19 protein-coding genes are annotated in these 19,503 nt (G+C 72.1%); 11 read left to right on the top strand and 8 right to left on the bottom strand.

Going from position 1 to position 19,503, the window contains the following annotated elements; translation table 11 throughout:
* The first annotated feature begins 10 nt into the window (after window positions 1–10).
* The 4 genes from ACXYMW_RS04340 to ACXYMW_RS04325 all read left to right on the top strand — a co-directional run bounded on the left by ACXYMW_RS04340 (window position 11) and on the right by ACXYMW_RS04325 (window position 3,324).
* A complete protein-coding gene (locus ACXYMW_RS04340) occupies window positions 11–895 on the top strand; it encodes a F0F1 ATP synthase subunit gamma (protein WP_459034069.1) in 885 nt (294 codons plus the stop codon).
* A gap of 16 nt (window positions 896–911) precedes the next feature.
* Complete coding sequence (gene atpD / locus ACXYMW_RS04335) at window positions 912–2,336, top strand: F0F1 ATP synthase subunit beta (protein ID WP_459034068.1); 1,425 nt, start codon at window positions 912–914, stop codon at window positions 2,334–2,336.
* A 51-nt stretch (window positions 2,337–2,387) separates the two neighbouring features.
* A complete protein-coding gene (locus ACXYMW_RS04330) occupies window positions 2,388–2,822 on the top strand; it encodes a F0F1 ATP synthase subunit epsilon (RefSeq protein ID WP_459034067.1) in 435 nt (144 codons plus the stop codon).
* Window positions 2,823–2,973: 151 nt separating this feature from the next.
* Window positions 2,974–3,324 carry an H-type lectin domain-containing protein gene (locus tag ACXYMW_RS04325; RefSeq protein WP_459034066.1) on the top strand — a complete coding sequence of 117 codons (351 nt, stop codon included), beginning with the start codon at window positions 2,974–2,976 and terminating at the stop codon, window positions 3,322–3,324.
* Between the two features lie 58 nt (window positions 3,325–3,382).
* Here the strand turns inward: ACXYMW_RS04325 and ACXYMW_RS04320 are convergent, their stop codons facing one another.
* Window positions 3,383–4,393: a ribose-phosphate pyrophosphokinase gene (locus tag ACXYMW_RS04320; protein ID WP_459034065.1), complete on the bottom strand. Its 1,011-nt coding sequence runs from the start codon at window positions 4,391–4,393 to the stop codon at window positions 3,383–3,385.
* A gap of 98 nt (window positions 4,394–4,491) precedes the next feature.
* On the opposite strand from ACXYMW_RS04320, the gene ACXYMW_RS04315 reads away from it, so the two are divergent.
* The gene (locus ACXYMW_RS04315; RefSeq protein WP_459034064.1) at window positions 4,492–5,088 is read left to right on the top strand and encodes a DsbA family protein; all 597 of its coding nucleotides are present in this window, start codon (window positions 4,492–4,494) and stop codon (window positions 5,086–5,088) included.
* Window positions 5,088–5,900: an alpha/beta fold hydrolase gene (locus ACXYMW_RS04310; RefSeq protein ID WP_459034063.1), complete on the top strand. Its 813-nt coding sequence runs from the start codon at window positions 5,088–5,090 to the stop codon at window positions 5,898–5,900. Before ACXYMW_RS04315 ends, ACXYMW_RS04310 begins: the two co-directional genes overlap by 1 nt.
* A gap of 37 nt (window positions 5,901–5,937) precedes the next feature.
* Here ACXYMW_RS04310 and plsY read toward each other — a convergent pair whose 3' ends face one another.
* The 4 genes from plsY to ACXYMW_RS04290 are packed head-to-tail and all read right to left on the bottom strand — an operon-like array spanning window position 5,938 to window position 9,342.
* Window positions 5,938–6,546: a glycerol-3-phosphate 1-O-acyltransferase PlsY gene (gene plsY / locus ACXYMW_RS04305; protein ID WP_459034062.1), complete on the bottom strand. Its 609-nt coding sequence runs from the start codon at window positions 6,544–6,546 to the stop codon at window positions 5,938–5,940.
* Window positions 6,546–7,847 (bottom strand): dihydroorotase, encoded by a 1,302-nt coding sequence (gene pyrC / locus ACXYMW_RS04300; protein ID WP_459034061.1) that lies wholly within the window; start codon window positions 7,845–7,847, stop codon window positions 6,546–6,548. Before pyrC ends, plsY begins: the two co-directional genes overlap by 1 nt.
* Entirely contained in the window at window positions 7,844–8,395 is a 552-nt protein-coding gene (locus tag ACXYMW_RS04295; RefSeq protein ID WP_459034060.1) for an aspartate carbamoyltransferase catalytic subunit, read from the bottom strand. Before ACXYMW_RS04295 ends, pyrC begins: the two co-directional genes overlap by 4 nt.
* Window positions 8,392–9,342 (bottom strand): aspartate carbamoyltransferase catalytic subunit, encoded by a 951-nt coding sequence (locus ACXYMW_RS04290; protein WP_459034059.1) that lies wholly within the window; start codon window positions 9,340–9,342, stop codon window positions 8,392–8,394. The genes ACXYMW_RS04295 and ACXYMW_RS04290 overlap by 4 nt, the downstream gene beginning before the upstream one ends.
* A gap of 151 nt (window positions 9,343–9,493) precedes the next feature.
* On the opposite strand from ACXYMW_RS04290, the gene ACXYMW_RS04285 reads away from it, so the two are divergent.
* The 4 genes from ACXYMW_RS04285 to ACXYMW_RS04270 all read left to right on the top strand — a co-directional run bounded on the left by ACXYMW_RS04285 (window position 9,494) and on the right by ACXYMW_RS04270 (window position 15,792).
* Complete coding sequence (locus ACXYMW_RS04285) at window positions 9,494–10,282, top strand: uracil-DNA glycosylase (RefSeq protein WP_459034058.1); 789 nt, start codon at window positions 9,494–9,496, stop codon at window positions 10,280–10,282.
* Window position 10,283: 1 nt separating this feature from the next.
* Entirely contained in the window at window positions 10,284–10,826 is a 543-nt protein-coding gene (gene moaB, locus ACXYMW_RS04280) for a molybdenum cofactor biosynthesis protein B (RefSeq protein WP_459034057.1), read from the top strand.
* A gap of 102 nt (window positions 10,827–10,928) precedes the next feature.
* Entirely contained in the window at window positions 10,929–12,395 is a 1,467-nt protein-coding gene (locus tag ACXYMW_RS04275) for an efflux RND transporter periplasmic adaptor subunit (RefSeq protein WP_459034056.1), read from the top strand.
* Window position 12,396: 1 nt separating this feature from the next.
* Window positions 12,397–15,792: an efflux RND transporter permease subunit gene (locus tag ACXYMW_RS04270; RefSeq protein ID WP_459034055.1), complete on the top strand. Its 3,396-nt coding sequence runs from the start codon at window positions 12,397–12,399 to the stop codon at window positions 15,790–15,792.
* 320 nt (window positions 15,793–16,112) lie between these two features.
* Here ACXYMW_RS04270 and ACXYMW_RS04265 read toward each other — a convergent pair whose 3' ends face one another.
* Window positions 16,113–16,913 carry a protein-disulfide reductase DsbD domain-containing protein gene (locus ACXYMW_RS04265; protein WP_459034054.1) on the bottom strand — a complete coding sequence of 267 codons (801 nt, stop codon included), beginning with the start codon at window positions 16,911–16,913 and terminating at the stop codon, window positions 16,113–16,115.
* A gap of 148 nt (window positions 16,914–17,061) precedes the next feature.
* Here ACXYMW_RS04265 and ACXYMW_RS04260 point away from each other — a divergent pair, with 148 nt between their 5' ends.
* Window positions 17,062–17,637 (top strand): YqgE/AlgH family protein, encoded by a 576-nt coding sequence (locus ACXYMW_RS04260; protein WP_459034053.1) that lies wholly within the window; start codon window positions 17,062–17,064, stop codon window positions 17,635–17,637.
* Window positions 17,638–17,701: 64 nt separating this feature from the next.
* Here ACXYMW_RS04260 and ACXYMW_RS04255 read toward each other — a convergent pair whose 3' ends face one another.
* Both ACXYMW_RS04255 and ACXYMW_RS04250 read right to left on the bottom strand, forming a co-directional pair.
* Window positions 17,702–18,637, bottom strand: coding sequence for an aldo/keto reductase (locus ACXYMW_RS04255; RefSeq protein WP_459034052.1), 936 nt, complete (start codon window positions 18,635–18,637; stop codon window positions 17,702–17,704).
* 104 nt (window positions 18,638–18,741) lie between these two features.
* Window positions 18,742–19,335, bottom strand: coding sequence for a VOC family protein (locus tag ACXYMW_RS04250; RefSeq protein WP_459034051.1), 594 nt, complete (start codon window positions 19,333–19,335; stop codon window positions 18,742–18,744).
* Window positions 19,336–19,503: the final 168 nt, after the last annotated feature.

Here is a 19,503-nt window from a genome sequence, read left to right as displayed (position 1 = left end):
ATAAGCTGACATGCCGTCTCTCAAGGATCTGAAGAACCGGATCTCCTCGGTCAAATCGACCCGGAAGATCACCAAGGCCATGCAGATGGTCGCGGCGGCCAAGCTCCGTCGCGCCCAGGATGCCGCCGAACAGGCGCGGCCTTACACCGAACGGTTCAACGCCGTGATGGGGGCGCTCGCCGCCTCCTCCGGCGACAACGCCAACGGGCCCCGGCTGCTGGCCGGGACCGGTTCCGACAAGACCCATCTGCTGGTGGTGCTGACCGCGGAGCGTGGCCTCTGCGGCGGCTTCAACACCAACATCGCCAAGCTCGCGCGGCAGCGCGCGAACAAGCTCAAGGCCGAGGGCAAGGAGGTGAAAATCCTCACCGTCGGCAAGAAGGGGCGCGAGAGCCTGAAGCGCGATCTCGGCGAGCATTTCGTCGATCACGTCGACCTGTCGAACGTGAAGCGGCTGTCCTACGGCGACGCGCAGGCGATCGCCAAGGACGTGCTGAAGCGCTTCGACGGCGGCGAGTTCGACGTCGCGACGATCTTCTATTCGCGCTTCGAGAACGTGGTCAGCCAGATCCCGACCGCGCAGCAGATCATCCCGGCGCATTACGAGACCGCCGAGGAGAGCGACGGGCAGGGCGGATCGACGCTCTACGAATACGAGCCCTCCGAGGAGGAGATCCTCGCCGATCTGCTGCCGCGCGGCGTCGCCACGCAGATCTTCGCGGCGCTGCTCGAGAACGCGGCCTCCGAACAGGGCGCGCGGATGACCGCGATGGACAACGCGACCCGCAACGCGGGCGAGATGATCGACGACCTGACCATCGAGTTCAACCGCACCCGTCAGGCCGTGATCACCAACGAGCTGATCGAAATTATCTCGGGCGCCGAGGCGCTCTAAGTACCGGAGTAGAGACATGGCAAACGCGAAAGGCAGAGTGACGCAGGTCATCGGCGCCGTCGTCGACGTGCAGTTCGACGATCACCTTCCCGAGATCCTCAACGCGCTCACCACCGACAACAACGGCCGCCGGCTGGTTCTCGAGGTCGCCCAGCACCTCGGCGAGAACACCGTGCGCACCATCGCCATGGACGCGACCGAAGGTCTCGTCCGCGGCCAGGAAGTCGTCGACACCGACGGCCCGATCATGGTGCCGGTGGGCAACGCCACGCTCGGCCGCATCCTCAACGTCGTCGGCGAGCCGGTCGACGAGGGCGAGGCGATCACCGCCGACGAATACCGCCCGATCCACGCCGAGGCGCCGAACTTCGCCGAGCAGGCGACCGAGTCGGAAATCCTCGTCACCGGCATCAAGGTGATCGACCTGCTGGCGCCCTACGCCAAGGGCGGCAAGATCGGCCTGTTCGGCGGCGCCGGCGTCGGCAAGACGGTTCTGATCATGGAACTGATCAACAACATCGCCAAGGTGCACTCGGGCTTCTCGGTCTTCGCCGGCGTCGGCGAGCGGACCCGCGAGGGCAACGACCTGTACCACGAGATGGTCGAGTCGAACGTCATCAAGCCGGACAACCTGTCCGAGAGCCAGGTTGCGCTGGTCTACGGCCAGATGAACGAGCCTCCGGGGGCCCGCGCCCGCGTCGCGCTGACCGGCCTGACCCTGGCCGAGCAGTTCCGCGACCAGTCCGGCACCGACGTTCTGTTCTTCGTCGACAACATCTTCCGCTTCACCCAGGCGGGCTCCGAGGTGTCGGCGCTTCTGGGCCGCATCCCCTCGGCGGTGGGCTACCAGCCGACGCTCGCGACCGACATGGGCGCGATGCAGGAGCGCATTACCTCGACCAAGGCCGGCTCGATCACCTCGATCCAGGCCGTCTACGTGCCCGCGGACGACCTCACCGACCCGGCGCCGGCGACCACCTTCGCCCACCTCGACGCCACCACGGTTCTGTCGCGCGCGATCTCCGAGCTCGGCATCTACCCGGCGGTGGACCCGCTCGACTCGACGTCGCGTCTGATGGACCCGGCGATCCTCGGCGAGGAGCATTACCAGGTGGCGCGCGACGTGCAGGGCATCCTGCAGCGCTACAAGTCGCTGCAGGACATCATCGCCATTCTCGGCATGGATGAACTGTCGGAAGAGGACAAGCTGACCGTGGCCCGCGCCCGGAAGATTCAGCGCTTCCTGTCGCAGCCCTTCGACGTGGCCAAGGTCTTCACCGGCTCGGACGGCGTCCAGGTGCCGCTCGAGGACACCATCTCCTCCTTCAAGGCGGTGGTGGCCGGCGAATACGACCACCTGCCCGAGGCGGCCTTCTACATGGTCGGCGGCATCGAGGACGTGAAGGCCAAGGCCGAGAAGCTCGCTTCCGAGGCCGCCTGATCGACCGTGACCCTGCGGGGGCTTCGGCCCTCCGCCTTCAAGGAGGCCCCAATGGCTGACACCATGCAGTTTGACCTCGTGAGCCCCGAGCGCCGTCTTCTCAAGGAAGAGGTGCTGTCGGTCATGATCCCGGGGGCGGACGGCGATCTCACGGCGATGCCCAACCACGCGCCGCTGATCACCACCCTGCGCCCCGGCGTGATGGTGGTGGAGACCGCGAAGGGCACCGAGGAATACGTCGTGACCGGCGGCTTCGCGGAGCTGGGCGAAGGCGTCACGGTTCTGGCCGAGCGCGCCTTCCACCGCACCGACATGGACCAGGCGACCTACGAATCCCTGGTCACCGAGGCCGAGGACGAATACCGCAAGGCCCGCGAGACCTTCGTCAACGAGCCCGGCCCGGTCGACGATGCCGCCAAGCTCCTGGCCGACATGGTCGCCGTGGGCTCCCGGATCGGTCTGTCGGAGAAACAGCCGAACCTCTGATCCGGCGGCGCCGCGCCTGTGGACAAGTCTTTGGACAACGCCCCGCCCCCGTGGCGGGGCGTTTCCTTTGCGTCACCCGCAACTGCCCTGTATCGTTCCGCTTTCCCGGGGCGCGCGCCGGCATGACGCGGCCAAAACGGGCGGGGGATGAATGAAGACGCTGCGCAGCCATCTGATCGGCATCGACCAGGGCGATGTCGAGGTGTTTTCCGAATTTGCCGAGGGCGGCGCCATGTGGACCGGGGCGGGCCCGCGCGAGCGGCGCCGCGCGGTGCGCTTCGCGCGCGCCTTCCGCGCGCCGCCGGCGGTTCACGTCTCGCTGTCGCTTTGGGACATGGACCGCGAAGCCAATATCCGCGCCGAAGTGGTGGCCGAGGCCATCGCCACAGACGGCTGCGACCTGGTGTTCCGGACCTGGAGCGACAGCCGCGTGGCGCGGGCGCGCCTGGCCTGGCTCGCGATCGGCGAATTGCCCAGCGACGACGACTGGCAGCTCGACTGACCCGCACCGGGCAGACCCGGCGGGCCGGGCAGGGGGCGCCGCGGCGCCCCCGGAGGCGTCAGAGGATGCCTTCGTAGATCGGGCCCAGCGTCTCGTCGTCGAAGAGCGAGGACACGCTGGTGCCGTTCCAGATGTTCAGGATGGCCTGGGCGAAGATCGGCGCGGTCGGCACGACCCGGATGTTCGGCGCGGATTTCGCCGCGGTGCTGCATTCGATGGAATCGGTGACGACCAGCGATTTCATCACCGAATTGGTGATCCGCTCCACCGCCGGGCCGGAGAGCACGCCGTGGGTGATGTAGGCATGGACCTCGGTGGCGCCATGCTCCTTCAGCACCTCGGCCGCCTTGCACAGCGTGCCCGCGGTGTCGCAGATGTCGTCGACGATGATGCATTTCTTGCCCGAGACGTCGCCGATCACCGTCATCTCGGCGACCTCGCCGGCCTTCTCGCGGCGCTTGTCGACGATCGAGAGCGGCGCGCCGATGCGCTTGGCCAGTTCGCGCGCGCGGGCCACGCCGCCGACATCGGGCGACACCACCATGACATCGTCGAGCGCGTCCTTGAACTGGCTCTTGATGTCGATGGCGAAGACCGGGCTGGCATAAAGGTTGTCGACCGGGATGTCGAAGAAGCCCTGGATCTGCGCCGCGTGCAGGTCGAGCGTCAGGATGCGCTCGATGCCGGCAGTGACCATCATGTTGGCCACCAGTTTGGCCGAGATCGGGGTGCGGGCCTTGGTGCGGCGGTCCTGCCGCGCATAGCCGAAATACGGGATCACCGCGGTGATCCGCGCCGCCGAGGAGCGCCGCAGCGCGTCGGCCATGATCAGCAGCTCCATCAGGTTGTCGTTGGCCGGATTGGAGGTCGGCTGGATCACGAACATGTCCTCGCCGCGGACGTTCTCGTAGACCTCGACGAAGATCTCCTGGTCGTTGAAGCGCTCCACCCGGGCATCGACCAGGCCCACGCTCATGCCGCGATAGAGCGACATGCGGCGGGCGATGGCGCTGGCCAGCGGGCGGTTGGCGTTGCCGGAGATGATCTTGGGTTCGATGACGTTGGGCATGGTCGCTATGGGCTCTCGATGGCGGGACTCGGTCGGTTGCGGTGCGCTTAGCATGCGCGTAACCATCGGCAAACCCGGTGCCGTGAGGAGGATGCAGGATGCCGCATATAGATTATTACCTGAGCGTGCTGTCGCCCTTCGTCTATCTTGCCGGAACCCGCCTGGAAGAGGTCGCGGGCCGGCACGGCGCCGCGATTTCCTACAAGCCGCTGGACGTGATTGCGCTGTTCGGTCGCACCGGCGGCACCGCCCCGGCCGAACGCCACCCGTCGCGGCAGGAATACCGCACCCAGGAGATGCGCCGCCAGGCCGCCCGGGCGGGGCTGCCGATCAACCTGCGCCCGGCGCATTGGCCGACCAACCCGGCGCCGGCCTCCTACGCCATCATCGCGGCGCAGAGCGCCGGCGGCGGCGATCTGGGCGCGCTCTGCCACGGCATCGGTCGGGCCTGCTGGGCCGAGGAGCGCGACATCGCCCAGGACGACACGATCCGCGCCTGCCTCGAGGCTGCGGGCTTCGATCCCGGACTCGCCGATCGCGGCCTGCTGAGCGGTGCCGAGACCTACAGCGCCAATCTCGAGGAGGCGGTGGCCAACGGCGTCTTCGGGGTGCCGTTCTACATCGCCGGCAAGGAGCGGTTCTGGGGACAGGACCGGCTCGCCGATCTCGACCTGCATCTGGCGGGCAAGCTCTGATGACCGCGCCCGGAGCCGTTCCCGCCGGCATCCACTGGCGGCGCTACGGCGACGGGCCGGACCCGGCGCTGTTCCTGCATTGCGCGCTGGCCCATGGCGGGCTCTGGCGCGGCGTGGCCGAGCGGCTGGGCGACCGTCTCGCGGTGGCGGCCCCGGACATGCCGGGCCACGGCCGCAGCGCGCCCTGGGACGGCGGCGACCTGCACGACCAGGTCACCGCGCTGGCAGCCTCGGCGCTGCGCCCCGGCGATCACCTCGTCGGCCATTCCTTCGGCGGCACGGTGGCGCTGCGGCTGGCCCTGGGGGCGGGACCGCGCCCGGCCAGCCTGACGCTGGTCGAGCCGGTGCTCTTCGCCGCCGCGCGGGCCGCCGAGCCAGAGGTCTTCGACGCGCAAGAGGCCGCGTTCCGCCCGGTCTGGGAGGCGGCGGCGGCGGGCGATCTGGAGCGGGCGGCGCGCGACTTCACCGCGCTCTGGGGCGATCCCGGGGCGCCCTGGGAGGCGCTCGACGCCGCGCGCCGGCAGGCGCTGGCGGCGGGCATGCCCACGGTCGCGGCGACCCGCGACGTGCTCCATGCCGACGCCAAGGGGCTGCTGGCGCCGGGCGGCCTGGAGCGGCTCGACCTGCCGGTGCTGCTGATCCGCGGCGCCGACAGCCCGCCGGTCGTGGCGGCCATCCATCGCGCCCTGTTGGCGCGGCTCCCCGCCGCGCGGGAGGTGGTGGTGCCGGGGGCCGGGCACATGGTGCCGCTGACCCATGCCGGGGCGGTGGCCGCGGCGATCGCCGAACAGCTCGCCGCCGTGGCGGCCTGAGCTGCGACCTGAGCGGCGGCCGACGCTGCGCGCGGATTCAGGGCTTGCGGCCGAGCCGCGGTTCGGTGCCGGCGCGCAGGCGGGCGATGTTGGTGCGGTGCTTCCAGTAGAGCAGCAGCGTCATCAGGATGCCGATGTAGAGCGTCTCGGGCCGCGCCAGCAGCACCATCCAGATCGTCGAGAAGGCCGCCGCCACCAGCGCCCCCACCGAGGAGACGCGGGTCAGCGCCACCCCGGCGATCCAGGTCGCGCAGGTCAGGAGCCCGACCGGCCAGCTCAGCGCCAGCAGCACGCCCAGGAAGGTCGCCACGCCCTTGCCGCCGCGGCCGCGCAGCCAGACCGGGTAGCAATGGCCGATGAAGGCCGCCAGTGCCGCGATCTGCGCCGCGTCCTCGCCGGCCAGCGCCCGCGCCAGCAGCACCGCCACCGCGCCCTTGGCGGCGTCGAGCAGCAGCGTCAGCGCGCCCGCCTTCTTGGAGCCGGTGCGCAGCACGTTGGTGGCGCCGATATTGCCCGACCCGATGGAGCGCGGATCGACCAGGCCGAGCGCCCGGGTGACGATCAGCCCGAACGGGATCGACCCCATCAGGTAGCCGAAGGCGCCCCAGAACAGCAGGAAGGGCCAGGAGGTCTCGATCAGGGCCATCAGGCGCTCCGGTAGATGTCGCGGCCGGCGACGAAGGTCGCGAGGACCTTACCCTGCAGGCGGGCCCCGTCAAACGGCGTGTTCTTGGACTTGGAGCGCAACCGGAAGCGGTCGAGGACGAAAGGCTTGTCGGCGTCGAACAGCACCAGGTCGGCCGGTGCCCCCGGCGCCATGCGCCCGGCCTCGAGCCCGAGCCGGCGCGCCGGGTTCAGCGACAGCGCCCGGAACAGCGTCGGCAGGTCCAGCGCCTCGGCGTGGTAGAGCCGCAGCAGCACCGGCAGCATGGTCTCGAGCCCGACCGCGCCCGAGGCCGCCTCCTCGAAGGGCAGGCGCTTGCTCTCCTCGTCCTGCGGCGTGTGCATCGAGGAGATGACGTCGATCAGGCCGGTGCGCACCGCCTCGATGATCGCCTGCCGGTCCTCCTCGGAGCGCAGCGGCGGCTTGACCTTGAAGAAGGTCCGGTAATCCGCGACGTCCATCTCGTTCAGCGTCAGGTGGTGGATCGAGGTGCCGGCGGTGACGTCGAAGCCGTTGGCCTTGGCGCGCTCCAGCGGCGGCAGGGCGCGGGCGGCGGTGACCTGGTCGGCGTGGTAGCGCACGCCGGTCATCTCCACGAAGCCGATGTCGCGGTCGAGCCCCATGCGCTCGGCCATCGGCGACACGCCGGGCAGGCCGCGCAGGGTGGCGAACTTGCCGCTGGTGGCGACCGCGCCGCGGCTCAGCCCGGGCTCCTGGGGATGGCCGACCACCAGCGCGCCAAGCCCCGCGGCATAGCTCAGCGCGCGCTGCAGCACCTTGCTGTCGGTGACGACGTGGTCGCAATCGGTGAAGGCCACGGCGCCGGCATCCATGAGAAAGCCGATCTCGGTCATCTCGCGGCCCTGCCGGCCCTTGGTCAGCGCCGCCATCGGCAGCACGTTGACCGGCGCCGCCTCCTTGGCGCGGCGGCGGATGAATTCCAGCGTCTCGGGGGTGTCGATCGCCGGGTCGGTGTCGGGCCGGGTGACGATGGTGGTGACGCCGCCCGCCGCCGCCGCCTGGCCCGCCGTGCCGAAGCTTTCCTTGTGGCGCTCGCCGGGTTCGCAGACCTTGACGCCGAGATCGACGATGCCGGGGGCGAGGAAGCGGCCGCCGGCATCGATGCGGTTCTCCGCCGGCACCCGCCCGGCATCGATCTCCGGCGCCGGGTGGTCGATGATCTCGGCGATCCGGCCGCCGGCCATCAGCACCGCGCCGGGCCGCACCGTGCCCGCCTCGGGGTCGATCAGCCGGGCATCGTGGATCAGCCGCGGCGCGCTCACCGGGCGCCTCCGACGGCGAAGACGAGCACCGCGAGGATCACCAGCGCCACCGCCGCCAGCACGATCTTCAGCAAGCCCGATCCGCCGCGCGCCGGCGCCGCCTTGCCGGCGCCCCCGGTGCTGCCGCGCGCCGCCTCGGGCTTCGGGATTCGCCCCGTGGGCGTCGCCGCGGGCTCGGAGAAGGTGCCGATCCAGCGCAGCGGCGCCTGCACCTGCAGGGTCTGGGCGGTGGCGTCGAAGGCCGCCGAGGGCAGGATCACCACGTGCCCGGTCAACGCGTCGAGCTGCGGCCGCGCCTGCTCGAACTCCGGCCCCGACAGGTTGTGCGCCTCGGCGAGGTAGGACGACAGCGCCATCGCGCCGAGATCGCGGATCCGCACGATGTCGATCAGCGCCGGTTTCAGCCGATCGGCGCCGAGCGCGTATTGCAGCGGCCATTCGCCGGTCCCGGCCTCGGCGGTGAAGCGCTCGACCGCCTCCGCCGGCAGGTCGAGGTGGAAGATGCGGACGAGGCCGCGCTCGGCGCCCCGAATCTCCATGCTGGTCATTGGGCGAGCTCCGTCGGTCGGGCGCGCAGGTTGCGCGCCAGCAGGTCCATGGCGGCCATCCGCACCGCGACGCCCATCTCCACCTGCTCCTGGATCACCGAGCGGTTGATGTCGTCGGCCAGGGTGCCGTCGATCTCGACGCCGCGATTCATCGGGCCGGGATGCATGACGATGGCGTCGGGGCGGGCGAAGGCCAGTTTCTCGGCGTCGAGCCCGTAGCGGAAATAATATTCGCGCTCGGACGGGATGAAGCCGCCATCCATGCGCTCCTTCTGCAGCCGCAGCATCATCACCACGTCGGCGTCCTGCAGGCCCTCGCGCATGTCGTGGGTGACCTCGACCCCGAAGGCGTCGATGCCGGCGGGCAGCAGGGTGGGCGGCCCGACGAGGCGGATGCGGTTCTCCATCTTATGCAGCAGCAACAGGTTGGAGCGCGCCACGCGGCTGTGCGCGATGTCGCCGCAGATGGCGATGGTCAGCCGGTGCAGGCGGCCCTTGGCGCGGCGGATGGTGAGCGCGTCGAGCAGCGCCTGGGTCGGGTGCTCGTGGCGGCCGTCGCCGGCGTTCAGCACCGCGCAATTGACCTTCTGGGCCAGCAGGTCGACGGCGCCGGAATTGGGGTGGCGCACCACCAGCAGGTCGGGGCGCATGGCGTTCAGCGTCATCGCCGTGTCGATCAGCGTCTCGCCCTTCTTGATCGACGAGGCCTGCATCGCCATCGACATGACGTCGGCGCCGAGCCGCTGGCCGGCCAGCTCGAACGAGGCCTGGGTGCGGGTCGAGGCCTCGAAGAACATGTTGATCTGGGTCAGCCCGGCCAGCACGCGGGAGGTCTTCTCGCGCCGGCGGTTGAGCTCGACATAGCGCTCCGCGAGGTCGAGCAGCGTGGTGATCTCGTCGGGCCGGAGGGCTTCGATGCCGAGGAGGTGGCGCTGGTCGAAACGCATGGGGCAGGCTCCCTGGAGGGCGGTGCGGGCGCTTGTAGCGGCGGGGGGAAGGGGCGGCAAGTGCGGCCCGTCCCTGCATCCGCGGCGGCGCTGCGGCAGCGCCCGGGAAGGCGGCTTTCGGGGCACGCGGCGCGGCGCTAAGGTCCGCGGCATGGAATCGGCACTGGACTGGCACACGGCGCGGGCGATGCTCGCATGGCAGGTGGAACTCGGGGTGACCGAGACCATCGCCGAGGCGCCGATCGACCGCTACGCGGCCGCCACCGAGGCGCTCGCCGAGACCGCCACCCAGGCGGCCGCGGCGAGCGCCCTGCCGCGGCCGGCGGAGCGCGACCCGGTGGCCGAGGCGCGGCAGGCCGCGGCGGCGGCCGGCACGCTGGAGGCGCTGAGCGCCGCGATGGCCGCCTTCGAGCATTGCGAACTGCGCCGCGGCGCCCGCAACACGGTCTTCGCCGACGGCCGCCCGGAGGCCCGGGTGATGGTGATCGGCGAGGCCCCGGGCCGCGAGGAGGACCTGCAGGGCCGGCCCTTCGTGGGCCGCGCCGGGCAGCTTCTCGACCGCATGTTCGCGGCGATCGGGCTGGGCCGCGAAGAGGAGGGCGCGGGCGCGCTCTACATCACCAACGTGCTGCCCTGGCGGCCGCCGCGCAACCGCGACCCGGAGGCCGACGAGATTGCCATGATGCTGCCCTTCCTGGAGCGCCACGTGGCGTTGGCGGCGCCGGAGATCGTCGTGCTGATGGGCAACATCTCGGCCGGCGCGGTGCTGGGGCGGCGCGGCATCACCCGGCTCCGCGGCAGCTGGGGCGAGGCCTGGGGCCGCCCGGTCCTGCCCATGCTGCACCCCGCCTACCTCCTGCGCAATCCCGGCGCCAAGCGGGAAACCTGGAACGATCTCCTGGCCTTGAAGGCCCGCCTTGAGGCCAGATCCGAGGACTGACATGAGCCGCATCGACGACACACGCCCCTTCATTCCGGTCCGCATCGCGGTGCTGACGGTGAGCGACACGCGGAGCCTGGCCGAGGACCGCTCCGGCGACACGCTGGTGGCCCGGCTCGAGGAAGCCGGCCACATCCTGGCCGCGCGCGCCCTCCTGCCCGACGAGCGCGCCGCCATAGCCGCGCAGCTGCGCGACTGGTGCGCCGATCCCGAGATCGACGTGGTGATCTCCACCGGCGGCACCGGCCTCACCGGGCGCGACGTGACCGTGGAGGCGCATCGCGACGTCTACGAAAAGGAGATCGACGCCTTCGGCACGGTCTTCACCATGGTGTCCTACGGCAAGATCGGCACCTCCGCGGTGCAGTCGCGGGCCACCGGCGGGGTGGCGCAGGGCACCTACCTCTTCGCGCTGCCCGGAAGCCCCGGCGCCTGCCGCGATGCCTGGGACGAGATCCTGGCCCGGCAGCTCGATTATCGCCACCGACCCTGCAATTTCGTGGAAATTTTTCCCCGATTGGCCGAACATCAGCGACGGAAATGATCTCCGCCGGCGTAAATCCCCCGTGAAACGGGCTATGATCTTGCGCCGGGGACTGCAATTGCCCTGAGGCAGGGCGGTCCGGCAGACGGGGACGATGTATCGATGCGCTTTCTGAGACGTTCACTGACCGGGCTGGTTCTGACCGCGGCCGCGCTTGGCCTGCTGCTGTATGCCGGCCTGCTGGTGCGCGACGCGGTCGAGGCGCGGCTCTCGCGCGAACCGCGGGTGCCGCAGGCCGAGGAACGCGTTTTCTTCGTCAACGTGGTGCAGGCCGAGGCCGTCACCGTCCGCCCGGTGCTCACCGCCTATGGCGAGGTGCGCTCGCGCCGCGAGCTGGAATTGCGCGCCGGCGCCTCGGGGCGGGTCGTGGAACTGGCCCCGGCCTTCGTGGAGGGCGGCCGGGTCGCGGAGGGGCAGGTCCTGCTGCGCATCGACCCGGCCGAGGCCGAGGCGGCGCGCGACCGTGCCGAGGCCGATCTCGAGGATGCCGCGGCCGAGGCGGCCGATGCCGAGCGCGCGCGGGATCTGGCCCGCGACAACCTCGCCGCCTCGGAAGACCAGGTGGCGCTCTACGAGCGGGCGCTGCAGCGGCAGCGCGACCTCGACAATCGCGGCGTCGGCAGCGCCTCGGCGGTGGAGCAGGCGGAACTGCAGCTCTCCGCCGCGCGCGCCGCGGTGATCCAGCGCCGCCAGGCGGTGGCCGAGGCCGAGGCGCGGATCTCCTCGGCCGCCACGGCGCGCCGCCGCGCCGAGATCGCGCTCGCCGAGGCCGAGCGGGCGCTCGAGGATACGGTGATCCGCGCCGGGTTCGACGGCGTCCTGGCCGAGGTCTCGCTGGTCGAGGGCCGGCGCGTTTCGGCCAGCGAGCAGGTGGCGCGGCTGATCGACCCCGCGGCGCTCGAAGTGGCCTTCCGGGTCTCCACCCAGGGCTATGCGCGGCTGCTCGACGCGGGGGATCTCGTCCCCGCCGACGTCACCGCCACGCTCGACGTGTTCGGCGCGCCGCGCACCGCCGAGGGCCGCATCGACCGGGCGGCGGGGGCGGTGGCCGAGGGCGAGACCGGGCGGCTCGTCTATGCCGGGCTCGGCCCGGCGCCGGGCTTCCGGCCCGGCGATTTCGTCACCGTGCGGGTGACCGAGGCGCCGCTGGACGACGTCGTGCGCCTGCCCGCCACCGCGCTCGACGCCTCGGGCAGCGTGCTGGCGCTCGGCGCCGACGACCGCCTCGACGCGGTGCCGGTGGACCTGCTGCGCCGCCAGGGCGACGAGGTGCTGGTGGCGGCCCGGGCCGAGCTTCTGGGCCGCGAGGTGGTGGCGCAGCGCACGCCGCTGCTGGGCGCCGGCATCCGGGTGCGCGCCGTCGGGTCGGGCGGCGCGGCGACCGCGGAGGCGGCGGAGAGCGAGGAAATGGTGGCGCTCAGCGACGACCGCCGGGCCCGCCTGGTCGCCCTGGTCGAGGCCAGCGCCCGCCTCCCCGAGGCCGCCAAGGAGCGCATCCTCGCGCAGCTAGCCGAGCCCGAGGTGCCGGCGGCGATGGTGCAGCGCCTCGAAGCCCGGATCGGGGGCTGAGATGGCGCGCCCCGACCGCGCCGCCGCGGCCCCCGGGACCGAGGGCCTGTTCGGCTACTTCACCCGCCACCGCACGCTCGCCAACCTGCTGCTGGTGCTGATGCTGGCGGCCGGCGCGCTGGCCCTGCCCAACATGCGCGCGCAGTTCTTCCCCGACGTCGTGGTGGACGAGATCGATGTCAGCGTGCGCTGGCCCGGCGCCGGCGCCGAGGATGTCGATACCGGCATCGTGCAGGTGCTGGAGCCGGCGCTGCTTGCGGTGCCGGGGGTGACGCAGTCGCGCGCCCGCTCACGCGAGGGCGTGGCCAGCATCGACCTGGAATTCGAACCCGGCTGGGACATGAGCCGCGCCGCCGCCGACGTGCAGGAGGCGGTGGACGGCGTCAGCACGCTGCCCGAGGATGCCGAGGATCCGGAAACCGACCGCTCGAACTGGTACGACCGGATCACCGACGTGGTGATCACCGGCCCGGTCGAGATCACCCAGCTGGCGGGCTTTGCCGACGACCTGGTGCAGCGGCTCTTCGAGGCCGGGATCACCAATACCACGATCCGCGGGCTCGCCGCGCCGCTGACCACGGTCGAGGTGTCCTCGACCAGCCTCCTGGCGCACGGGCTGGACCTGCGCGAAATCGCCGACGCCGTCGCCGCCGAGGTCGATGCCGACCCCGCCGGCGAGGTGACCGGCGCCAATGCCCGCATCCGCACCGGGGTCGAGAAGCGCGCCGCCGACCAGATCGCCGGCATCGTGCTGCGCTCGGGCGCCGACGGCAGCTCTCTCACCGTGGGCGACGTGGCCGAGGTGCGCGTCGAGGGCGTCGACCGCGACCGCGGCTATTTCGTCGGCGCCAATCCCGCCATCTCGGTGCGCGTCGACCGCACCGCCTCGGGCGATGCCATCGCCATGCAGCGCCGGGTCGAGGAGATCGCCGCCGAGATGGAGGCGGAGCTGCCCGCGGGCACCAGCATCGACCTGATCCGCACCCGCGCCGAGGCGATCAGCGGCCGGCTCGACATCCTGGTGAAGAACGGGCTCACCGGGCTCGTGCTGGTGGTCGGGCTGCTGTTCCTGTTCCTCAATGCCCGGGTGGCCTTCTGGGTGGCGGCGGGCATTCCGACCGCGATGCTGGCGGCGGTGGCGCTGATGTACGCCGCCGGGATCACCTTCAACATGATCTCGCTCTTCGCGCTGATCATCACGCTGGGCATCGTCGTCGACGACGCCATCGTGGTGGGCGAGCATGCCGACCACCTGGCGCGGCGCGGCCTGCCGCCCGAGATCGCCGCGACCCGCGCCGCGCGGCGCATGGCGCTGCCGGTCTTCTGCGCCACCCTGACCACGGTGATCGCCTTCTTCGGGCTGACGGCGATCGGCGGCGGCTTCGGCGACATGATCGCCGACATCCCGTTCACGGTGATCGCGGTGCTGCTGGCGAGTCTCGTCGAATGCTTCCTGATCCTGCCCAACCACATGGCCCATGCGCTGCGCCATTCCAGCCAGGCGCATTGGTACGACTGGCCGTCGCGGGTGGTCAATCGCGGCTTCCGGCAGGTCCGCGAACGCGCCTTCCGCCCGCTGATGGCCGGCGTGGTGGCGGCGCGCTACGTGGTGCTGGCCGGGGTGGTGGCGATCCTCGCCTCGCAGGTCGCGCTGTTCATCCGCGGCGACGTGCAATGGCGCTTCTTCAACGCCCCCGAGCAGAGCTCGGTGACCGGCAACTTCGCCATGGCGCCGGGCGCCGGGCGCGAGGACAGCCTCGCCATGATGCGCGAGATGCAGCGCGCGGTGGACGCGGTGGCGGCGGAGTACGAGGCCGAGCACGGCCTCAGCCCGGTGGCCTACGTGCTGGCCGAGATCGGCGGCAATGCCGGGCGCAGCCTGCCCGGCACCGAAAGCAAGGATGCCGACCAGCTGGGGTCGATCTCGGTCGAGCTGATCGAGGCCGACCTCAGGCCCTATTCCAGCTTCGCCTTCGTGGCCGACCTGCAGGAGGCGGTGAACGCCCACCCGCTGGCCGAGACGGTGAGCTTCCGCGGCTGGCGCTCGGGGCCCGGGGGCGACGCGCTCGACGTGCAGTTCTCCGGCGCCTCGGCGGAGGTGCTGAAGGCCGCGGCCGAGGACCTGAAGGCGGCGATGGGGCGCTTCCCCGAGGTCTCGGCGCTCGAGGACGACCTGGCCTATGACAAGGAGGAGCTGATCCTCGACCTTACCGCGCAGGGCCAGGCGCTGGGCTTCGACATCGACAGCCTCGGCGCGGTCCTGCGGGCACGGCTCGGCGGCATCGAGGCCGCGACCTATCCGCTGGGCCCGCGCTCGGCCGAGATCCGCGTCGAGGTGCCCGAGGGCGAGCTCACCGCCGATTTCCTCGAACGCATGCAGCTGCGCACCCCGGCCGGCGCGCATGTGGCGCTGGCCGACATCGTGCGGGTCGAGCGGCGGACCGGCTTCTCCACCGTGCGGCGCGAGAACGGCGTGCGCGTGGTCTCGGTGACCGGCGACATCGCCCAGGACGACGCGGCGCGGGCGGCCGAGATCTACCAGGCGCTGGAGCAGGAGATCCTGCCCGGGATCGCCGCCGAGCGGCAGGTCAGCTACGCCGTCTCCGGCCTCGCCGAGGAGGAGGACGCCTTTCTCAGCGACGCCATGACCGGTCTGATCCTGGTGCTGATCGGCATCTACATGGTGCTGACCTGGGTGTTCTCGAGCTGGACACGGCCGCTGGTGGTGATGGCGATCATCCCCTTCGGTCTGGTCGGGACGATCTGGGGGCACGCCCATTGGGACGTGCCGATGTCGATGTTCACCGTGGTGGGCCTGCTCGGCATGACCGGCATCGTTATCAACGATTCCATCGTGCTGGTGACCACGATCGACGAATACGGCCGCGAGCGCGGCATCGTCCCGGCGATCATCGACGGCGCCGCCGACCGGCTGCGACCGGTGCTGCTGACCACCGCCACAACGGTGCTGGGGCTGGCGCCGCTGCTCTACGAGGGCTCGAGCCAGGCAGAGTTCCTGAAGCCCACGGTGATCACCCTGGTCTACGGTCTGGGCTTCGGCATGGTGCTGGTGCTGCTGGTGGTGCCGGCGCTGATCGCGGTGGGCGAGGATCTGGCCCGCGCCGGCCTGGCCTTCCGCCGCGCCCTGCGCCACCGCCGGCCCGGTCTGCGCATGGTCTTCCTCGCTGCCGCGGCGATGGTGCTGGCCTGGCTCGGCGCGACGCTGGGCTGGGTGGCGGTGGCGGGGCAGCTGCCGGCGCCGATCGCCGGGCTGGCGCCCGGCACCGGGCAGGCCGCGGCGCTGGCGCTGTTTCTGGCCGGCAGCGTGGCGCTGGCCGTGCTGGCCTATGGCCTCGCGGCGCTCACCCTCTGGGCCGGCCGCCGCCGGGCGCGCTGACGGCGCAGACCCCCGGGGGTGTCTCTGCTGTCAGGGGCGGGGTGCCGCGGCAGGGCCGCGCCCGGCGGCGGCCATCCGAAGCGGCGCGCCTCGCCCGTGACCGCTGCCGGTGGACGCGGCCCCGGGGTCGGGTGCGCGGGAGCGCTGCCGGCGGATGCCGGGGCCTCAGCCGCTGCAGCCCTGGATGTCGGCGGCCTGGCCGCCGGCGAGCACGGTGATGCGCACGCCGGAGCGGTCGAGGGCGAAGCTCTGGCCCGCCGGCCCCTGACCGCTGCCCCACGGTCAGGTGCGCGGGAGCGCTGCCGGCGGATGCCGGGGCCTCAGCCGCTGCAGCCCTGGATGTCGGCGGCCTGTCCGCCGGCGAGCACGGTGATCCGCACGCCGGAGCGGTCGAGGGCGAAGCTCTGGCCCGCGACATGGGACAGCCGGGCGCGGGCAGTCAGACGGGGGCCGTCGCGGCGCAGCTCGGGCTCGTCGACCCAGATTTCCGGATCGGCGGTCTCGATCACCGCGGCCTCGTCGCGGCCCAGCGCCGGCATCTCGATCTCGGCGGTCAGATCGATGCCGTCGGCGGCCGGGGCGATGCGGCAACGCACCGCGCCGACCCCGGCCTCGGCGGCCGAGAGCGGCCGCGTCGCCAGGGCTGCGGCGATGCTCGGATCGCGCGGGCCGGGGCTGGCGGGCAGGGTGGCGCGGACCTCGAGGCTGCGCGGCAGGCAGACATCCTTGCAGACGCCGATATCGATGCGGCCGACAAGCTCGACCGGGCCGCCGGAGGCGGGCGCGATGCGCAGCGGCAGCACCACCTGGTCGCTGTAGCCGACCGAGCGCAGGCCCGAGAGCTCGAACACCTCCGGCACCGGCCAGACCACCGAGACGGCGCGCAGGTTGCGCGAGCCGCGCCAGTCGAAGCTCGGCGGGATGCCGGCCTCGCCCGGGGCGCGCCAATAGGTCTTCCAGCCCGGCGCCAGGGTCAGCTGCAGCGCCGCGACATGGGTGCCGTCGGCCTCCCGCCAGCCCGGCCGCACGGTGCCCGCGACCGGGTCGGACGCGGTCTGCGCCGGGGCGGCCAGCGGCAGCGCCAGCGCGGTGAGGGCGGTCAGGAGGATTCGGCGTATCATGTGCCATGACATGCGGTGCGCCGGACGGCTTGGAAAGTCACGTTCGGGCGAGCCGCGGCGGCGCGCCGGAGTGGCGTGGCGGCGCCGACACGGCTTGCCCCGGCCCGGGCGACGGGCCATGTTTGCCTCAGACCCGACGGAGATGCCGATGACGCCAGACCCCGCCCGGACCGACCTGACCGCCAAGCTGCTGATCGCCATGCCCGGCATGGGCGATCCGCGCTTCGACCAGGCCGTGGTCTTCGTCTGCGCGCATTCCGACGAAGGCGCGATGGGGCTGATCGTCAACAAGCCGGCGCCGGACATCGACATGGCCATGCTGATGGAGCAATTGTCGATCGAGACGGCGCCCGACCTGACCGGTGCGCCGGTGCATTTCGGCGGCCCGGTGGAGACCGGCCGCGGCTTCGTGCTGCATTCGGCGGATTACACCTCGGTGGTGACCACGCTGGAGGTCGACGAGCGCTTCCACATGACCGCGACGCTCGACATCCTCGAGGAGATCGGCCGCGGCAGCGGGCCGTCCGACCGCCTGATGTGCCTCGGTTATGCCGGCTGGGGGCCGGGGCAGCTGGAGCAGGAATTCGCCCAGAACGGCTGGCTGGCCTGCGACGCCACGCCGGACCTGGTCTTCGGCACCGCCGATGCCCGCAAATGGGAGGCGGCGCTGGCCTCGCTCGGGGTTTCCGCCATGGCGCTGTCGGCCGAGGGCGGCCGGGCCTGAGGCCGCCCGCCACGGGGTCACGCAGCGACCGCAACGTGCCGACGGGGTGCGGCCCGCGGCCCGGTCAGACCTCCTCCAGCCGGTCGGTGGCGGGCGGCGGCGGCGGGTAGAGCCCGGAGAGCCGCCGCTGCATCCCGGCCTCGAGCGTCAGGGTCAGCCCGGCCAGGGCGGGGGCGAGCTGGGCCGCCGAACGGGCCGACAGGATCGGCACCGGGCGGGCGGGATGGTGCATCAGCCAGGCCACGGCGAGCGCCGCCGGGTGGCAGCCGGCCTCGGCGGCGATCTCGGCCAGCGCCTCGGAGGCGACATGCGCGGCGGCCTCGCGGTAGCGTGCCGAGTAGCGCGGATCCTCGGTCAGCCTGCCGCGGCCGCCGGCGCCGTACTTGCCCGACAGCAAGCCGCCGCCGAGCGGCGAATAGGTCACCGGCACGATGCCCTCGGCGGCGCACATCGGCAGGATCTCCGCCTCGGCCTGGCGCTTGACGAGGTTCAGCATCGGCTGCACCGCGTCGAGCCGGGTGCCGTGGGCGGCGGCGAGGCCCTGCGCCTTCATCACCTGCCAGGCGGCGAAGTTCGACACGCCGAAGTGCCGCGCGCCGCCGGCGGCCTGGATCTCCGCCAGGACCGCGATGCGGTCGGCCAGCGGCACCTGCGGGTCCCAGCGGTGCAGGTAGAGCAGGTCGACCTGCGCGACGCCGAGCCGGGCGCGGCAGGTCTCGAACTCGGCGCGCAGGCCGCGGGCATCGGTGCCGGGACGGTTGCCGATCTTGGTGGCCAGGAAGAGCGCCGCGCGCTCTGGCCCCGCCAGCCGGCCGAGCCAGGTCTCCGAGCGGCCGTCGGTATAGTCCCAGGCGGTGTCGAAATGCCGGATGCCGGCCTCCCGCGCGGCGTCGAAGAGCGCGCGCGTGGCGGCCGCGTCGGCGGTGCCGCCGAATTGCATGGTGCCGAACGCGTAGGGCGGGACGGGGCTGCCGTCGGGGCTGGTCCAGGTGATGGGCATCGCGGCGTCTCCGGAGCCGGGAGCGGCCCGGCCGTCCATGCCAGCAAAGCCGGGAGGGGAAAAGACCGCAGCCATGCCGCGGGGCCGGAACGCGGAGGGGGCGGCTAGCGGCCGCTTCCGTAGGGATCGCGCGGGCCGCGGTCCGCGGACAGGCTGTCCTGGCGCTCGGCCACCAGGCCCTCGATGGCCTCGGCGAGATGCACCTCGGCGATGTGGTGGTCGCCCCGCGCCACCCGGACGCGGTGCGCGGCGATCATCACCTCGGCGGGGCGGCAGCCCTCCGGCGGCTCGAACTTGTAGCAGGCGAGCTCGATCAGCAGGCCCAGCGGGTCCTTGAAGTAGATCGAATCCATGAAGCCCCGGTCCTTGGGGCCGGAATGCGGGATGCCGCGCGCGTCGAGCCGCTCCGCCGCCTGCAGCCAGCTCGCCCGGCTCAGGTTGAAGGCCAAGTGGTGCACGCAGCCGGGATCGGTGGGGGTGCGGTCATGCACCGGGGCGCGGGATTCGTCGGTGAAGACGGTGATCAGCCGGCCGTCGCCGGGATCGAAATAGAGATGCCCCTCGCCGGGATTGTCGAGATTGGGCTGTTCGAAGACGAAGGGCATGCCGAGAAGCCCCTCCCAGAAGTCGATGGTGACCTGGCGCCCGGCGCCGGTCAGGGTGATGTGGTGCACCCCCTGGGCCTGAATCTTCTGCATCGCGCCCCCCGTTCCGTGCCGCCCTCCCAGCTTAGCGCGGGCGCGGCAAAAGGGAATGCCGCGGGGGCGGCGGCGCTCCCCCGAGGCGGGGCGATCCGGCGGTCGGGGGGGGGGGGGGGGGGGGGGGGGGGGGGGGGGGGGGGGGGGGGGGGGGGGGGGGGGGGGAAG

This window comes from Roseivivax sp. CAU 1761 (assembly GCF_054482755.1).
The sequence above is the reverse complement of the archived record's forward strand: the minus strand, read 5'-3'. Positions and strand labels throughout refer to the sequence as shown.

What these genes read in the sequence shown, in the direction of transcription:
- ACXYMW_RS04255 (WP_459034052.1), bottom strand. Translation starts at nt 18,637, where the DNA reads ATGCCCATCACCTGGACCAGCCCCGACGGCAGCCCCGTCCCGCCCTAC.
- ACXYMW_RS04320 (WP_459034065.1), bottom strand. Translation starts at nt 4,393, where the DNA reads ATGCCCAACGTCATCGAACCCAAGATCATCTCCGGCAACGCCAACCGC.
- ACXYMW_RS04295 (WP_459034060.1), bottom strand. Translation starts at nt 8,395, where the DNA reads ATGACCAGCATGGAGATTCGGGGCGCCGAGCGCGGCCTCGTCCGCATC.
- ACXYMW_RS04265 (WP_459034054.1), bottom strand. Translation starts at nt 16,913, where the DNA reads ATGATACGCCGAATCCTCCTGACCGCCCTCACCGCGCTGGCGCTGCCG.
- ACXYMW_RS04260 (WP_459034053.1), top strand. Translation starts at nt 17,062, where the DNA reads ATGACGCCAGACCCCGCCCGGACCGACCTGACCGCCAAGCTGCTGATC.
- ACXYMW_RS04340 (WP_459034069.1), top strand. Translation starts at nt 11, where the DNA reads ATGCCGTCTCTCAAGGATCTGAAGAACCGGATCTCCTCGGTCAAATCG.
- ACXYMW_RS04250 (WP_459034051.1), bottom strand. Translation starts at nt 19,335, where the DNA reads ATGCAGAAGATTCAGGCCCAGGGGGTGCACCACATCACCCTGACCGGC.
- ACXYMW_RS04310 (WP_459034063.1), top strand. Translation starts at nt 5,088, where the DNA reads ATGACCGCGCCCGGAGCCGTTCCCGCCGGCATCCACTGGCGGCGCTAC.
- ACXYMW_RS04275 (WP_459034056.1), top strand. Translation starts at nt 10,929, where the DNA reads ATGCGCTTTCTGAGACGTTCACTGACCGGGCTGGTTCTGACCGCGGCC.
- atpD (WP_459034068.1), top strand. Translation starts at nt 912, where the DNA reads ATGGCAAACGCGAAAGGCAGAGTGACGCAGGTCATCGGCGCCGTCGTC.
- ACXYMW_RS04330 (WP_459034067.1), top strand. Translation starts at nt 2,388, where the DNA reads ATGGCTGACACCATGCAGTTTGACCTCGTGAGCCCCGAGCGCCGTCTT.
- ACXYMW_RS04290 (WP_459034059.1), bottom strand. Translation starts at nt 9,342, where the DNA reads ATGCGTTTCGACCAGCGCCACCTCCTCGGCATCGAAGCCCTCCGGCCC.
- ACXYMW_RS04270 (WP_459034055.1), top strand. Translation starts at nt 12,397, where the DNA reads ATGGCGCGCCCCGACCGCGCCGCCGCGGCCCCCGGGACCGAGGGCCTG.
- plsY (WP_459034062.1), bottom strand. Translation starts at nt 6,546, where the DNA reads ATGGCCCTGATCGAGACCTCCTGGCCCTTCCTGCTGTTCTGGGGCGCC.
- ACXYMW_RS04315 (WP_459034064.1), top strand. Translation starts at nt 4,492, where the DNA reads ATGCCGCATATAGATTATTACCTGAGCGTGCTGTCGCCCTTCGTCTAT.
- ACXYMW_RS04285 (WP_459034058.1), top strand. Translation starts at nt 9,494, where the DNA reads ATGGAATCGGCACTGGACTGGCACACGGCGCGGGCGATGCTCGCATGG.
- moaB (WP_459034057.1), top strand. Translation starts at nt 10,284, where the DNA reads ATGAGCCGCATCGACGACACACGCCCCTTCATTCCGGTCCGCATCGCG.
- ACXYMW_RS04325 (WP_459034066.1), top strand. Translation starts at nt 2,974, where the DNA reads ATGAAGACGCTGCGCAGCCATCTGATCGGCATCGACCAGGGCGATGTC.